The 15,022-nt window shown below is 45.3% G+C and carries 13 protein-coding genes; 12 read left to right on the top strand and 1 reads right to left on the bottom strand.

The window, feature by feature from the left end; translation table 11 throughout:
- Positions 1–26: 26 nt before the first annotated feature.
- Genes ccmE through LJ740_RS12400 form a run of 6 tightly spaced genes read left to right on the top strand, consistent with a single transcriptional unit; the run spans position 27 to position 5,575 of the window.
- Complete coding sequence (gene ccmE, locus LJ740_RS12425) at positions 27–506, top strand: cytochrome c maturation protein CcmE (protein WP_229529408.1); 480 nt, start codon at positions 27–29, stop codon at positions 504–506.
- Positions 506–2,503: a heme lyase CcmF/NrfE family subunit gene (locus LJ740_RS12420; protein ID WP_229529407.1), complete on the top strand. Its 1,998-nt coding sequence runs from the start codon at positions 506–508 to the stop codon at positions 2,501–2,503. The genes ccmE and LJ740_RS12420 overlap by 1 nt, the downstream gene beginning before the upstream one ends.
- Positions 2,496–3,083 carry a redoxin family protein gene (locus LJ740_RS12415; protein WP_267498241.1) on the top strand — a complete coding sequence of 196 codons (588 nt, stop codon included), beginning with the start codon at positions 2,496–2,498 and terminating at the stop codon, positions 3,081–3,083. The genes LJ740_RS12420 and LJ740_RS12415 overlap by 8 nt, the downstream gene beginning before the upstream one ends.
- Positions 3,076–3,555, top strand: coding sequence for a cytochrome c-type biogenesis protein (locus tag LJ740_RS12410; RefSeq protein ID WP_229529406.1), 480 nt, complete (start codon positions 3,076–3,078; stop codon positions 3,553–3,555). Before LJ740_RS12415 ends, LJ740_RS12410 begins: the two co-directional genes overlap by 8 nt.
- The gene (gene ccmI, locus LJ740_RS12405; protein ID WP_229529405.1) at positions 3,552–4,820 is read left to right on the top strand and encodes a c-type cytochrome biogenesis protein CcmI; all 1,269 of its coding nucleotides are present in this window, start codon (positions 3,552–3,554) and stop codon (positions 4,818–4,820) included. Before LJ740_RS12410 ends, ccmI begins: the two co-directional genes overlap by 4 nt.
- Positions 4,820–5,575, top strand: coding sequence for an MlaA family lipoprotein (locus LJ740_RS12400; RefSeq protein ID WP_229529404.1), 756 nt, complete (start codon positions 4,820–4,822; stop codon positions 5,573–5,575). Before ccmI ends, LJ740_RS12400 begins: the two co-directional genes overlap by 1 nt.
- Positions 5,576–5,615: 40 nt before the next feature.
- Here LJ740_RS12400 and LJ740_RS12395 read toward each other — a convergent pair whose 3' ends face one another.
- Positions 5,616–5,894, bottom strand: coding sequence for a DUF6170 family protein (locus tag LJ740_RS12395; protein ID WP_229529403.1), 279 nt, complete (start codon positions 5,892–5,894; stop codon positions 5,616–5,618).
- A 263-nt stretch (positions 5,895–6,157) separates the two neighbouring features.
- Between LJ740_RS12395 and LJ740_RS12390 the strand changes: the two genes are divergently transcribed.
- From LJ740_RS12390 to LJ740_RS12365, 6 genes are all read left to right on the top strand, one after another.
- On the top strand, positions 6,158–7,666 hold the full coding sequence (locus LJ740_RS12390; RefSeq protein WP_229529402.1) for a peptide MFS transporter: 1,509 nt from the start codon (positions 6,158–6,160) through the stop codon (positions 7,664–7,666).
- A 198-nt stretch (positions 7,667–7,864) separates the two neighbouring features.
- Entirely contained in the window at positions 7,865–10,618 is a 2,754-nt protein-coding gene (locus LJ740_RS12385) for an SLBB domain-containing protein (protein WP_229529401.1), read from the top strand.
- 8 nt (positions 10,619–10,626) lie between these two features.
- Entirely contained in the window at positions 10,627–11,703 is a 1,077-nt protein-coding gene (wecA, locus tag LJ740_RS12380; protein ID WP_229529400.1) for a UDP-N-acetylglucosamine--undecaprenyl-phosphate N-acetylglucosaminephosphotransferase, read from the top strand.
- Between the two features lie 67 nt (positions 11,704–11,770).
- Entirely contained in the window at positions 11,771–12,169 is a 399-nt protein-coding gene (gene gspG / locus LJ740_RS12375; RefSeq protein WP_229529399.1) for a type II secretion system major pseudopilin GspG, read from the top strand.
- On the top strand, positions 12,166–13,815 hold the full coding sequence (locus LJ740_RS12370; protein WP_229529398.1) for a GspE/PulE family protein: 1,650 nt from the start codon (positions 12,166–12,168) through the stop codon (positions 13,813–13,815). The genes gspG and LJ740_RS12370 overlap by 4 nt, the downstream gene beginning before the upstream one ends.
- Positions 13,815–15,020: a type II secretion system F family protein gene (locus LJ740_RS12365; RefSeq protein WP_229529397.1), complete on the top strand. Its 1,206-nt coding sequence runs from the start codon at positions 13,815–13,817 to the stop codon at positions 15,018–15,020. The genes LJ740_RS12370 and LJ740_RS12365 overlap by 1 nt, the downstream gene beginning before the upstream one ends.
- The last annotated feature ends 2 nt before the right edge of the window (positions 15,021–15,022 follow it).

The following is a 15,022-nucleotide window of genomic DNA, read 5'->3' as shown; positions in this document are numbered from 1 at the left end:
TTACTTTTTGGAGCCTAAACAGAGTCATGAATCCCAGACGTAAAAAGCGCCTTTTGGCGGTGACCGGCATCGTTGCTCTCATTGCTATTTCCGTGAGTTTAATGTTGTATTCGTTAAATCAAAATATTGATTTGTTTTATACTCCCAGCGAGATTATCAATGGTAAAGACGGTCGTTTGCCGGTACCCGGACAGCGTCTGCGGGTAGGTGGTATGGTGGTTGAAGGCTCTGTGGAACACGACCAAAAGGAGCTGGCGGTCACCTTTAACCTGGTGGATGTTGGGCCAGTGGTCAAGATTATTTATAAAGGATTGCTACCGGATTTGTTTCGCGAAGGGCAGGGTATTGTAGCCACCGGAAAATTACTGGATGCTAATACCATTATGGCCGATGAGGTCCTGGCCAAACACGATGAAGAATATATGCCGCCCGAGTTGGCTGAAGCAATGAAAGGTATCAGGCATGAAAAGCCAAAACAGATCTATGATGCTGAAGGTCGCAACTGATGATCGCTGAGCTGGGGCAACTATCTTTAATCCTGGCCATGATGGCCTCAATGTGTCTGGGTTTTTATCCCATTGTTGGCGCAATTCGAGGTGAGCCGCGTTTACTCATCATGGCAAAACCGATGGCATTCGCCATGTTTGCATTTACCTTACTGGCCTATATGGCACTGACTCATGCCTTTGTGACTGATGACTTCACCATCAAATATGTGGCGAATCATTCCAATAGCCTGTTGCCTGTCTACTACAAATACACGGCAGTCTGGGGCGGGCATGAAGGTTCTTTTTTACTCTGGATGTTGATGCTGTCGGGGTGGACATGTGCCGTCGCCATTTTCAGCCGCGGGGTACCGCTTATCATGGTCGCAAGAGTTTTGGGTGTACTGGGAGCGATTGCCCTGGGCTTCTATTTGTTTTTAATTCTGGCCTCCAACCCTTTTGAATCCTTATTACCTTATTTCCCTGTCGATGGCCGGGATTTGAATCCCTTACTGCAGGATATCGGTATGATTATTCATCCCCCTATGTTGTACATGGGGTATGTCGGATTTTCCGTGGCGTTTGCATTTGCCATTGCAGCATTGATGGCTGGCCGTCTGGATTCCACCTGGGCGCGATGGGCAAGGCCGTGGGCACTGGCAGCATGGGGGTTTCTAACCCTGGGGATTACGCTGGGAAGCTGGTGGGCTTATTACGAGCTTGGCTGGGGTGGCTGGTGGTTTTGGGACCCGGTGGAAAACGCATCATTTATGCCCTGGCTGGCAGGTACCGCGCTGATCCACTCTTTGGCAGTAACTGAAAAGCGCAAGGTGTTCAAAGCCTGGACCGTATTGTTGGCGATCTCTGCATTTTCGCTAAGTTTGCTGGGGACCTTTTTGGTGCGTTCCGGCATTATCGTTTCAGTGCATTCCTTTGCCAGTGATCCCGAACGGGGATTGTTTATTCTTGGCTTGTTGGTACTGGTTATTGGATGTTCGCTGGCGCTGTTTGCCATGCGCAGCTCTATGTTAAAGAGTAACAGTCGTTATCAGTTGGTTTCCCGAGAGATGATGCTGATAGGCAACAATGTCTTTTTAACTGCGGCCACCATTGTTGTGTTATTAGGTACTTTGCTGCCTTTGGTGCACAAGGAGCTGGGGCTGGGGTCTATTTCAGTGGGAGAACCATTTTTTAATCAGATGTTTACCTGGTTAATTGTGCCGTTTGTTGTATTACTGGCAATGGGGCCAATGAGTCGCTGGAAGCGCCAGGCTATCGGTGATTTAAAGAGTCAGCTTTTGTGGGCAGTATTGTTGGGTTTGGTAATGACTGCACTGCTGCTGACCAGCTTTGAACGATTCTCTATGTTAGCGGTATTGGGGACCTTCTTGGTATTTGTTATCGTGCTCACTACCATCCAGGAAATTTTGTTGCGTACCAATCAGCAAATCAACTGGCGAAATTTACGCAAGTTGTCCCGCAGTCACTGGGGGATGGTGCTGGGCCACCTTGGATTTGCCGTTACCTTACTGGGTATAACCCTGACCAGCAATTTTAGTGAGGAGCGCGAAGTCCGGCTGAACATCGGTGACAGTGTGGAGCTGCAGAATTATCAGTTTACCTTTAAGCAGGTACGGCACATCGAAGGACCAAATTACAGCGCGGATGGCGGAGTCGTGACGGTGATCCGAAACGGCGAATTTGTTACTGAGTTGCTGGCGGAGAAGCGCTTTTATCCGGTGCAGCGCAATGTAATGACCGAAGCCGGTATTGACAGCAACCTGCTTCGAGACTTGTTTGTGGCGTTAGGGGACGAGTTTACTGATGGCTCCTGGGGCCTAAGAGTGTATGTTAAACCCTTTGTTCTGTGGATTTGGTTGGGTGCGGCCATAATGGCCTTGGGTGCACTACTATCCATCATGGACAAACGTTATCGCCTGGTCTGTGTCAGCAAAGCAACTCAAGCTAAGAATATAGAAAACCGACAAATAGCAGGTACAGGAGCTGATTTTGGTTAAGAAGTACTTACTTTTATTTTTACCTCTGGTGCTATTTCTGCTTTTGACTTTCTTTCTGGTCAAGGGGCTGTTTTCCGAAGCCAGGTACGAGGTATCCACACAGGTCGATAGGCAACTGCCTGAATTTTCTCTGCCAGATGTAATGGATGAGGATCAGCTTTATACGCGACAGGTATTTGAAAATCAGGTGACCTTAATTAACGTTTGGGGTACCTGGTGTGTGACCTGTGCCATTGAGTTACCCTTTTTAACGTCTCTTCGGGAACAGGGGGTAAGAATTGTAGGCTTGTATTTTGAACAGGACCTGGACCCGGACTTTGGCGGGAAAAGCCTGCAGCAAATCCGTACTGATATACGCCAAACGCTAAATCAGTTGGGCAATCCCTACCAGTTTAATATTTTCGACGTAAACCGCGACTACTCTATGGATCTGGGTGTAACCGGGGCACCGGAAACCTTTTTGGTGGATATGCACGGTCGGGTACTTTTGCATCATGTTGGCGATTTAAATGAGCGGGTTTGGCAAGACAAATTCTTAGCGCTTTATCAACAAGCTATGTTGGAGCAGAAAAATGGTTAGCCGATGGGTTCTGTTTTTTGGGGTTTTAGTATTTAGCCTGGTTGCCAACGCCGAAGAAAAATATCAGTTTGAAAACCCTCAGCAAAGAGCTGATTTTCTGTTGCTCACCAAAGAACTGCGCTGTCCGAAGTGTCAAAATCAAAATATCGCGGATTCCAATGCACTGATCGCCAATGACATGAAGCGCAAGGTGCATCAGTTATTACTGGAAGGTAATGATAAACAACAAGTGATTGAATTTATGAAGGTACGCTATGGCGAATTTGTCCATTATCAGCCACCAATGACCCCGGTGACATTTTGGTTGTATTTTGGTCCTGTGTTGTTCGTGCTCACTTGTTTTGGATATTTTATTTATCAACGGCGTCGGAATGACGGGCAGAATGTAGCGCAGAACATTACGGGGTCTGTTGATGACCAGCAGATTGAAAAATTAAAACGCGCTGAATCAGCGCTAAAGGATACGCAATGACGGTGTTTTATGCAGGCGCGACAGGTCTGCTCATCCTTTTTGTATTGTTTTTAGTGATCCCGTTTTGGCGGGCGACACGAACCGAAAAGCAAAAAGAATCCGCGGTCAGTAACCCGGAAATAGTCCGGCAACGACTCAATGAGTTACAACAGGAAAAAACGGAATCGTTATTAACAGCAGAAGACTATGATGAGGCGGTTATTGAAGCTAAATTGAATTTAGCGGATGAATTAGATTCTGCTTCCGGCATTACATCCACTGAAAATAAAAGAATGCGTTTGGTGGTTTATGTCGCCATGTTTTTGGTCATTTTGGTTACCACTGCCTGGGTATATATCAACAATAACCAATTGAGTCAGGTGGAGTCCTGGTTACAGGCGCAGCAAAAGTTACCCGAGTTGGGCCAGCGTATTGTGGTACAGGCTGATGAACAGATATCTCGTCAGGAGTTGGCGGAGTTTGCATTGGCACTAAGAACCAAACTCAGCAGGCAACAGGACGATGCTGTGGGATGGTTATTACTGGGACGCGTGTTGTCTTCTTTCTCAGATTTTGAAGGGGCCATTGATGCGTTCAATAAATCGTTGGCCATTGAACCCGAACGACCTGGCGCACTGTTTAGTCTGGCTCAGGCGTTACTGGTCACCGCTGAGTCAGAAAATATGCGCAAAGCAGAACGTATTTTATTGCGCTTGCGAACAATTTCACCGGAAGACGATAATGTGCTGGGCTTACTGGCGGTGACTTTGTCCCGCAATAACAAAACTCAACAGTCAATTGACGTCTGGCAGGAGCTACGGGCGCGGCTGGATGAAAACGACCCGATGCAGGCAACGATTGAGCAGCAATTGGCGCAGTTGCGTACTGGTTCGGAAGCTCAGCGTGGAGCAATGGAGCAGGCAGAAACAAAAATACTTGTTTCCGTTTCCATTGCCCCTATATTACGTGACAAGGTTCCGGCCGACGGGCAACTATTCGTATTTGTTCAGGATGCTGAATCTGACAACCGTATGCCGGCAGCCGTTGTTAAGCTCCCTGTAGACAATCTGAACGCCTCGGGCTCAATTTCTGTCACATTGGCGGATGCTAATGCCATGCTGCCAAATTATCAGTTGTCCAGTTTGACTTTGGGGCGCGTTATTGCCCGTATTTCCAGTGATAATATGGTGACTGCCGAGGCCGGTGATTTGCAGGGGCAAAGTACGGTTCCTATTGTTGTGGGGAACACCATTGAACAAGCCATTTTGATAGACAAGGAATTATAGTGAAGAGCAAATTTTTCGGTATTCTCGTGTTGCTATTGCTGACTTCTGCCTGTGCCTCGAATCAACAGGTGCAGGAGCAGGCACAAGCGTCAAATAAAGATCCCTTAGAATCTGTCAACCGGACGTTTTGGGAGTTTAACTGGGACATATTAGATAAACATGTACTCAGACCTGTTACCGTAGCCTACGTTGATTACACACCAGAGCTGGTGCGAGGCAGTTTGTATAACGCAGTCAGAAACCTGGATGAGCCGGGCAATACGTTAAACAATCTGTTGCAGGGTAAGATGTCCGATTCACTGGTGAGTCTGAGTCGATTCGCTCTGAACTCCACTTTTGGTATTTTGGGATTGTTTGATGTCGCAAACGATTTAGGGTTAGAGCGAAAGCGGGAAGACTTCGGGGAAACTCTGGGTAAATGGGGAGTGGACACAGGTGCGTATCTGATGATACCGGGAATGGGTCCCAGTGATGTACGAAGTACGTCCGGTGATATTGTCGATTCTTCTTACTGGCCCATCGATGACTTAAATATCTACTTCACGGTGTTTTCTGGTGCAATCAAAGCATTGGAAGCCCGGGCACAGCTTATGGCGCAGGAGCAACTTATCTATGACTCACTGGATAGCTATGCTTTTGTAAAAGATGTGTATTTCCAGGATTTGGCACACAAGGTCACCGACGGTAAGGTGCAGGAGCCTGAACTGACCAGTGAAGAAGACGCTGAGCTGGATGCGTTACTCGAAGAGTTCTGATTACAATAAATCCCATTGGCAGGCACCTCGGTGTGCCTGTTCATTTCAGGTATTTTCGGCACATATTAAATTGGATTGGCCGAATCAATAATGGGTATAACGCAATGACCAGCGCCGCCCAGATTAGCGTTTTCCAATCTTCACCAGCCCGCAATATCAAAGCAAACACCGGCACCAGCACGAATAGCTTAAACAGATTAAGCAACAATCGCTCAGGCGGCGTCAGTTTGTTGTTCGCGTTTTGCAGCGCCTCTAATCGCTCTGACAGGGATTTGTTTTGCAGTTCTGGTAAAGAGCGATGGGTGAAATAAAATTTCATTAAGTTTTCCTGAATACTAATCTGTTGATGATTCTATCAAAGTTTTCCTTTGGCACCTTATCTGTGTGCAAAATTCCGGTTTGTTTTGTTAACAAGGTTGTAACATTTGACAGATGTGGCTTGAGATTAGCCGACACTTCTTGTATAACACGACGCTGCGGTTAGTGCCTTCTGCAAGGAAAACTAACCCAGGCAATACATTCAGATAACAAATCACAATAAGAACATATCCAAAAATTATTCCTAACAGGCAGAAATCGATAATGAGTGAATCCACCCTCAATTCCCCCTCAACCGCTGAGAAACCGAGAGAGTTTTTTGGTCATCCGGCTGGTTTGCAAACCCTATTTTTCACTGAAATGTGGGAGCGCATGAGTTATTACGGCATGCGCATGTTACTGGTGCTCTACATGACTGCGGCGATGCAGGAAGGTGGGCTAGGTATTACCGTCGCTGCGGCAACCGCCATTTATGGTTTGTATACCGGAGCTGTTTATTTTATGGGGCTACCTGGCGGCTGGATGGCAGACCGATTAATTGGCGGCCAAAAAGCGGTTTGGTACGGTGCCTGGATCATTATGGCCGGCCATATTGTATTGGCGATACCCAGTGATAAGACTTTCTTTTTGGGTTTAGTGCTGGTGGTTTTGGGGACTGGTTTGCTAAAACCTAACATTGGTGCAATGGTCGGAATGTTATACAGCGCTGAAGATCAGCGTCGGGACGCCGGATATACCTTGTATTATATGGGGATAAACCTGGGCTCAGTGTTTGGCTATTTCTTGTGTGGTTGGTTGCAGGTTGAATACGGTTATCACTATGCCTTTGGTGCCGCGGCTATCGGGATGGGGATTGGTATTATTCAATTTCGCAAGACGGCCGGTCGCCTGGACGGTGCCGGCGCAAAACCGCTGGAGCCTCTGTCACCGAAAGGTAACAAAATGGCATGGTCTGCCATTGGCGCTTTTTTGGTCGGACTTGCAGTTGTTATATTGGCGATGATGAGCGGAGCACTGACGATTGATCCGGTTATTGTAGCGCAATATGTTGTGACCATTATTACGATTGTATTTTTGGCTTATTTCGCCTTTATCTTTTTCACCGGCAACCTCAATGGCAACGAAAAGCGTAGTCTCGGGGCATTGTTTTTGGTCTGTATTGCTTCCATCTGTTTCTGGGCGGGGTTCGAGCAAGCAGGTTCCTCGCTAAATCTGTTTGGTCGCGATTATACTGATCGACTCATTGGCACCTTTGAAATACCTACGGGTTGGTTTCAGTCTTTAAATTCGTTATTCATTATTACCTTGTCGCCGTTTGTTGCTGCTTTGTGGATAAATCTGGCTAAACGCATGATTCGTCCTTCATACGGATTTAAATGTGCCTTGGGTCTGGTCATAATGGCCACTGGTTTTATCGTGATGTTTTTTGCTGCGCAATATGCGGCTGCGGGTTTAAAGGTAGCACCATACTGGTTGGTGGCCACTTACTTCCTGCATACAGTTGGTGAATTGTGCCTGAGCCCGGTAGCGTTGAGTGCGGTCAGTAAATTATCACCAAAGCGCTTCGCGGGACAGATGATGGGGGTATTTGTCTTAACCTACTCCATAGGTAACGTCGTTGCCGGCCTGTTGGCGGGTAACTTTGATCCGGAGAACGTGGCTGAAATGCCCAACCTTTATCTGCAAATCAGCTTATTTAGTATTGCAATTGGAATAGTTATCCTGCTCCTAACGTTTAAAACTAATAAGTGGGAAAAGCTGGCAGAAAAATAACCGAAATACGCTGTTATTTTGCGAAGGCTCCCTTGAGGAGCCTTTTTTGCGTTTTTAAATACAAATTGTAGAGATTTTTCTCAAACAATTGAGTTAAAATGCGCGTTGTTTTGTGTGATGTAACCTGCACGTAAACAATCATAATTATAAAAAAGTCTTCAGCCCAATAATTAAGCACAGGATTGGATTCGAACTCATATGTTGGAAAAAAGAGTTTTAACGACACTATTTGCATTGCTGTTAGGTATGACGGCATTCATTGTCAATGCGCAATATAATCAAGCGCCAACCGCACAGCAAATTGAACAATTTAAACGCTTGCCGGTGCAACAACAGCGGATTTTGGCTCAACAATTAGGTATGGATTATTCGATGATCCAGTCCTACCTATCCGGCAGTGGTGCAGCAAGTCAACCCAATATAGATACCACAGATACGACAGTGTATCCCAGAGGCACTGAGTTTGATGAGCTGGGAAACCCGGTCAGTTACGAAGATCCCATCGCCAGGTTTTTGAAAATCGAAAGCCAGGAGCTAAAACCTTACGGGTATGAATTATTCGCAGGTAGTCCGTCTACTTTTGCACCTGCCACAGATTCCCCGGTTCCGGCAAATTATTTATTGGGAATTGGTGATACGCTCGAGATCCAAATCTACGGAAAAGAGAACAAGAATTATACGTTGCAGGTTGACCGTGAAGGATTGATAGTGATCCCTTCCATGAGCCCATTGAATGTTGCCGGATTGACTTTCAGCGAGGCGAAAACCTTTATCTCAGCAGAAATTTCCCGCTATTTGTTAGGTGTGGAGTCCCATGTGAGCATGGGGCAATTGCGCAGTATGCGTATCTTCGTTCTTGGTGAGGCCTATAAACCCGGCGCCTATACGGTGAGTTCTCTGACTACCATGACTCAGGCGTTATTTTTAAGTGGTGGTGTCAATGATATTGCTTCATTGCGCAATATTCAGTTGAAGCGCGCCGGTAAAACTATTTCTACTCTGGACCTGTATGAGCTATTGACTAATGGCAATACCAAAAATGATGCCTTGTTACAGCCCGGTGATGTGGTCTTTATTCCAACGATCGAATCTTCGGTTACCATCAAGGGCAATGTAAGACGTCCCGCTATCTATGAATTAAAAAACAATACCACCTTTGCTGAGGCTATTAAACTTGCCGGAGGATTCGCCTCTGATGCCTATCAGGGTGAAGTCAATGTTCAGCGGGTTTCTGATGGGGCTATTACACAGTTGACAGTGAGTTCATCGCAAATGAATACTCGTGTCGAGAGTGGCGATGTTATTGATGTGTCAGGGGTGTCTGATAGTCTCGATAGTGCTGTTACCCTGGTGGGCGCTGTTGCGCGTCCGGGACCGGTGCAATGGTATGAGAACCTTAAGCTAAGCAATCTTATCCGCAATCGCAAAAAAGATCTGTTAGCCGAAGTGGATTTAGATTATGCCCTGATACTCAGGGATTATCAGACCGGTGAAAATCTACAAATTATGCAATTCCAGCCAGCGAAACTATTAGCCGGTGACAGCAACCATGACTTTAGGCTTAGCAAAGAAGACATCATTGTTTTCTTTTCTCAGGTAGAGTCCACCAGTCTTGGTGATGAAGATATTCAGTCTTTGGCGTTGACCAAATCAGGTTTAAAAGACAAAGAAAAACAAGCCTGGAAGGAACGCATCGAAGAACGGTTGTTTTGGCAGCAAATCGGTTTTAATTATCAGGCGGCCGAGCTGGAAGAATTGGAAAGCGAAGAGGATACGCTGAACCCAACAAACTCAACTGAGCCACTAATCAGGCTGACGCAGTTAGAAATGGAAAATCTGGGTAAATTCCACGATGCCACCGCTTATTCCCGTACCCGACTATTAGCACCTATTATCGAAAAATTGCGTATCCATGCTTCATTTGAGCGTCCCTTAAAATTGGTGGAAATTTCGGGTTCCGTACAATACCCTGGACTGTATCCTTTACCTGATAATGGCAATCTGTCGGATGTGTTTTTAGCCGCCGGTGGCCTTTCAGAATCCGCGTTTTCACAGCAATCCGAAATCACTAGATATAATCAAACCGAAAGTGGCGATTTACAGGTTAACAATATCCAGTTCAGCCCGCAAAGAGTAGTGGCTGGGGAGGTGCAGTTTGATTTGCAAAGCCGGGATCGTATTAACGTGTTCAGAAATCCTGAATGGCAGGAACAACTCAGTGTCGAGTTAAGAGGAGAGGTTACATTTCCGGGGACTTATACCATCAGTCGTGGAGAAACCTTGTCCAGTGTCCTGGCACGCGCCGGAGGGTTGACTCAATACGCAGACCCTAATGCGTCAGTGTTTCTCAGAAAATCTTTGCGTTTGCAAGAGGCTGAAAATTTACGACGTCTCACCGAAGACCTGCGCAAGGAAATTGCTTCTGAAAGTCTGCGTAAAGACAGCGGCGCTGGCTCGTTAGTCAGTTACAGCGAAATACAAAAATTATTGAGAGACTTAACTAGTGTTAAGGCCCTTGGCAGATTAGTTATTGATTTACCAAAAGTTATGGCAAGTCAGGCAAGGGATATCGCCCTGGAAGATGACGATGTTTTAGTGGTGCCGGGTCTGAATAATACGGTGAATGTCATTGGCGAGGTATACGTACCCACTAGCCACCTGTACGAAGATGACGCTTCTTATACCGCTTACATTAATCAAAGTGGTGGCTTTAAAGGTTTTGCAGACAAAGAAAGAACTTACATTATAAAGGCTAATGGTTCAGTCGTTATTCCGGATTCAGACGGTTTTTGGTATCAATCTTCCGGCAAAAAAGATTTTGCGGTTAATCCGGGAGATACCATAGTTGTGCCCTTTGATAGTAGTCATGTGGATAATCTGACCTTATGGACGAGTGCTTCACAGATTATGTATCAATTTGCAGTGACTATTGCCGCAGTTGGCAGCTTATAGGGGATAACATGATAACAACTACAACAATTCTTGCACTGCTGCTGGCTTCGTTAGGCTGTTACACAGCAATTAAACTGGTTAAACCTTTTGCGCTAAAGGTAGGGCTGGTGGATATTCCTAATCACCGGAAAATACATTCCGGTGAAGTGCCTTTGGTGGGCGGGATTGCCGTTTACTTAGGCGTATTAACGGCAAGCTCGGTGCTATTGCCACAAGGTCAGTTGATTAATATTTATTTGATTTCGGCCGGCCTTATCGTATTACTGGGAGCACTGGACGACTACAAAGATCTCTCCGTTGGCGTCAGAATTATTGCTCAGATCTTAATTGCATCACTGATGGTTTATGGTGCGGGGATTCACCTGACAAACTTTGGTGATATTTTATTCGGTTTAAGTACTCAGCTAGGTTGGTTTGGTTACCCATTAACGATACTTGCGACTATTGCTGCCATTAATGCCTTTAATATGACCGATGGTATTGATGGTTTAGCCGGTATGCTTAGTCTCGTGGCGTTTGCCGGTATTGCCTTGCTTATGATGTTTGGCGGAGAACCTTTATTTGTTTTACCGCTAATTCTGGCATCTTCTATTGTGCCTTTTTTATTCTTTAATCTGGGCATTATTGGCGGACGGGCAAAGAAAATTTTTATGGGAGACGCTGGCAGCATGTTTGTCGGGTTAAGTATTGTCTGGCTTTTGGTTATCGGTACACAAGGAGAGCAAACTACCTTCAGGCCGGTAACAGCATTGTGGCTGATTGCTGTGCCGTTTCTTGATATGTGTGCGATTACCATCCGTCGCCTGTTAAAAAGACGCTCCCCGTTTAAACCTGACAAAGAACACGTTCATCACATTGTGATGCGTTTAGGATTATCAGCCCGATCTGCTCTGGTGTTCATCACTCTGATCTCTCTTATACTGGCGGCATTTGGCTTATGTGGTGAATACTATCAGTGGCCGGAAAGCTTCATGTTTACCACGTTCATGATGTTGTTTGTGGTGTACTTTTTTGCACTGAAACACGCCTGGAGAGTCAGTAAATTCATCCGCAAATTTTTGTTAAAAAGGCCTTCATTTAATTAAGCCTTTTTTATTCAGCCTTAGTTAATAGTTGCACTTTAAGATGTGTGTCAGTCTTAAGAGGAAGTTTATGAAAGTTAATTCTGGTTTTACGCTTGTTGAGTTATTGATTGTTATAGTCATTATTGGTTTGTTGGGCTCTTTGGTTGCTCCCGAGATGTTCTCAAAAATTGGAAGCTCCAAGCAAAGTACCGCTAAAGCACAGATGCAAATGTTCGAGACATCGCTGGATACTTTTTACCTGGATGTTGGCGATTATCCGTCAAATCTTGAAGAATTGCGCAATAGCAGTAAACCCGGTTGGGATGGTCCATACATCCGCAAAGAGATCCCATTGGATCCCTGGGGAAATGAGTATCAATTGCAGGTACCAGGTGGCGAAGGCAGTCCTTATGCCATTAAATCATTCGGTAAAGATGGCCGCGAAGGTGGCGACGGTGAAAATCAGGATATCGTAGTAAGCGGATGAATCTGGAAAAATTACTGGTTGAGGAGTTTCAGGTTTCAACGGTAGATCTGGAAAAAGCCAAAAATTACCAACAGCGATTTGGTGGTAGGCTGGAACAACTGTTGGTTAACATGGGAAGTTTGTCAGAAGACGCGCTTCCCAATTTATTTTCAAGTCTTTTATCAGTCCAGTTACTTACAGATATTGATGTGTTGAGCGAAGACTATGAACTCCCTGAGTGGGCCGCAGCGCTTGATGTTCAGTATCTGGTTAAACACAGCTGGCTCCCTTTACCGGAAAACGCTCATTTTATATGTGCGGATCCGTTTGACTGGGAAGTTAACCAATACTTACTGCAAAATGATTATGAGCCTCAGTTTTCGATCGCATCTAAAGATCTGATAAATGGCTTAATCGCTGAGCACTTCAATCAGGAAACCGCTGAAAAAAGCCATACGCTGAACGAACTGGAAGAAGATCGCCTTAGAGAGTTGGCGTCTGAAGCGCCGACAGTAAACCTGTTAAACAGTCTGATTGCTAAAGGACTTAAACTAAAAGCTTCCGATTTACATCTGGAACCTGTGGCTGGGCGTTACCGCATACGCTATCGCGTTGACGGTGTGTTAAATGATGATGGGGTACTACCCTCAACCCTCAGTTTACCGGTTATTTCGCGTATTAAGATCCTTTCAAATATGGATATCGCGGAAAAAAGGCGTCCTCAGGACGGTAAAATTGAAACCAAAATTGCCAACATTGAACTGGATATTCGTGTTTCTGCATTGCCGCTGAACAAAGGCGAAAGTGTGGTTTTGCGTTTCTTGCGCAAAGACTCAGTCACCTATGACATGGATGTTTTGGGTATTTCCCCTGATATTCGTCAAAAGATAAGCCAGGATCTGAAATCAACAGCCGGTGTTATTTTATTAACTGGCCCAACAGGTAGTGGTAAGACTACCAGCCTCTATACCTTTCTCAATGAACTGAATAGTGACAATGTTAAAATTATCACTTTGGAAGATCCTGTGGAATATCAGTTAGAAGGTATCAATCAGGTACAGGTGAATTCTGAAATAGGTTTTGATTTTGCTGCGGGTTTACGCAGTATTGTACGTCAGGACCCTGACATTATTATGTTGGGGGAAATTCGGGACCAGGAAACCGCGCGCATTGCTATGCAATCAGCGCTTACCGGTCACCTGGTATTTTCTACGGTACACACCAATGATGCGCCCAGCGCATATACCCGCTTAGTGGATTTGGGTGTGGAGGAATTTTTGCTCAATGCTGCGATTATTTCTGTGATGGCGCAACGTCTGGTAAGAAAGGTTTGTCCTCATTGTGCTGTGGTAGATGATGAAACTGAATTGCATGAACGCTTAAATATAGCGGAGCTATTGGCAAAGGCAAACATCGCTTCTCCGAAATTTGTGAAAGCTGTCGGTTGTGAACATTGTGATAACAATGGCTACAAAGGCCGAATGTCAATCATGGAGTATTTACCTTGTGACGACGCTATTCGCGCGATGGACAAAGACAGTTATTTTATTCCGGAAGCGAGGGCGCACAACAAGGCCTCCGGCAATCGAACGCTTTTAGAGGACGGCTTACTGAAAGCCTCACAGGGACTGACAACGATTGACGAAGTATTAAGGGTATGCTCCTGATGCCGTTTTTCAGTTATAAGGTTTATGATAAGGATGGTCATGTTGAAGAGTCTGAGTTAGAGGCGGAAAATATCGCTGAAGCGCGAAGTAAGTTACAGCAACGAGGTATGCTGGTGACTTATGTCAAGCCAATCGCTGACTCAGGCGTCATTAAGTTTCCCTGGCGTAAAGATTCGGTCACCTTAAATGATTTGGAATTTATTACCTCTGAGTTATCAATCCTGCTCAATAGCGGGGTGAAAATTGATAAGGGTCTTAAGATTGTTGCTAAAAACCGTAAATCCGGTGGTTTGGCAAATCTGGTTAATGAAATACTTAAGAACCTGAAAATGGGTAAAGGTGTAGCTGAGTCATTTGATACCAAAGACAAAGTCTTTGACTCTCTGTATCTGAATCTGATTGCGATAGGGGAAAAATCCGGTAAGTTGCCGCAGGTCTTTGAAGGATTGGCCAACGATCTTAAGTTTAAAAAAGAACTCAAAGCCAAGGTTACTCAGGCGCTGACTTATCCTGCCGTGATCCTGTTTGTCTGTATTGCCTGTCTGGTGTTTGTATTCAATTATATTGTGCCGCAAATGGCGTCTATATTTGCTGAAGGCGATGACATACCGGTATACACCGCACTTTTGATCAATACCAGTAACTGGATGCTGAAATATCAGTTGTGGTTGGTGGCTTTAGCGGCCATTGTCGGCGCTTATCTGTATCACAAACGCAATGATCCGGCGTTGAAAAGCCTGATTGCAAAGCGAGCATTTGCACTACCTGTTTTATCAAATCTTATCAAACAGACAGAATGTATCAGGTTCAATTCAGCCATGTCTTTGATGTTAACGGCCGGTGTCAAAGTCGATGTTGCCATTGCTTCAGCAACCAGAAATATCAAAAATGCCATCATCCGCAAGAGCCTTGAAATCGCCAATGAAAAAATCAAAAAAGGTGGTGCTATTTCTACCAGTCTTGGCATGACTCCACTGTACCCCGACTTTTATGTTTCGCTGCTTGAAGTGGGTGAAGAAAGCGGCGAATTAGAACGGATTTTTGATGAAATTGCGGTGCGTTCCAAAACTGAGTTTGAAAATTGGACCAATAGAGTGACAAATATCCTCGAACCCCTGTTAATACTGGTGATGGGTGGGATTGTAGGTAGTGTAGTTATCACTATGTTACTCAGTGTTGTTTCTGTTAATGATATTTCACTTTAGTC

Source organism: Planctobacterium marinum (assembly GCF_020687805.1).
Classification (GTDB): Bacteria; Pseudomonadota; Gammaproteobacteria; order Enterobacterales; family Alteromonadaceae; genus Planctobacterium; species Planctobacterium marinum.
This window is presented reverse-complemented; position numbering and strand designations above follow the sequence as displayed.

Coding starts and splice junctions, on each gene's coding strand:
- ccmE (WP_229529408.1), top strand. CDS start 27: ATGAATCCCAGACGTAAAAAGCGCCTTTTGGCGGTGACCGGCATCGTT.
- LJ740_RS12420 (WP_229529407.1), top strand. CDS start 506: ATGATCGCTGAGCTGGGGCAACTATCTTTAATCCTGGCCATGATGGCC.
- LJ740_RS12410 (WP_229529406.1), top strand. CDS start 3,076: ATGGTTAGCCGATGGGTTCTGTTTTTTGGGGTTTTAGTATTTAGCCTG.
- ccmI (WP_229529405.1), top strand. CDS start 3,552: ATGACGGTGTTTTATGCAGGCGCGACAGGTCTGCTCATCCTTTTTGTA.
- LJ740_RS12395 (WP_229529403.1), bottom strand. CDS start 5,894: ATGAAATTTTATTTCACCCATCGCTCTTTACCAGAACTGCAAAACAAA.
- LJ740_RS12390 (WP_229529402.1), top strand. CDS start 6,158: ATGAGTGAATCCACCCTCAATTCCCCCTCAACCGCTGAGAAACCGAGA.
- LJ740_RS12385 (WP_229529401.1), top strand. CDS start 7,865: ATGTTGGAAAAAAGAGTTTTAACGACACTATTTGCATTGCTGTTAGGT.
- wecA (WP_229529400.1), top strand. CDS start 10,627: ATGATAACAACTACAACAATTCTTGCACTGCTGCTGGCTTCGTTAGGC.
- gspG (WP_229529399.1), top strand. CDS start 11,771: ATGAAAGTTAATTCTGGTTTTACGCTTGTTGAGTTATTGATTGTTATA.
- LJ740_RS12370 (WP_229529398.1), top strand. CDS start 12,166: ATGAATCTGGAAAAATTACTGGTTGAGGAGTTTCAGGTTTCAACGGTA.
- LJ740_RS12365 (WP_229529397.1), top strand. CDS start 13,815: ATGCCGTTTTTCAGTTATAAGGTTTATGATAAGGATGGTCATGTTGAA.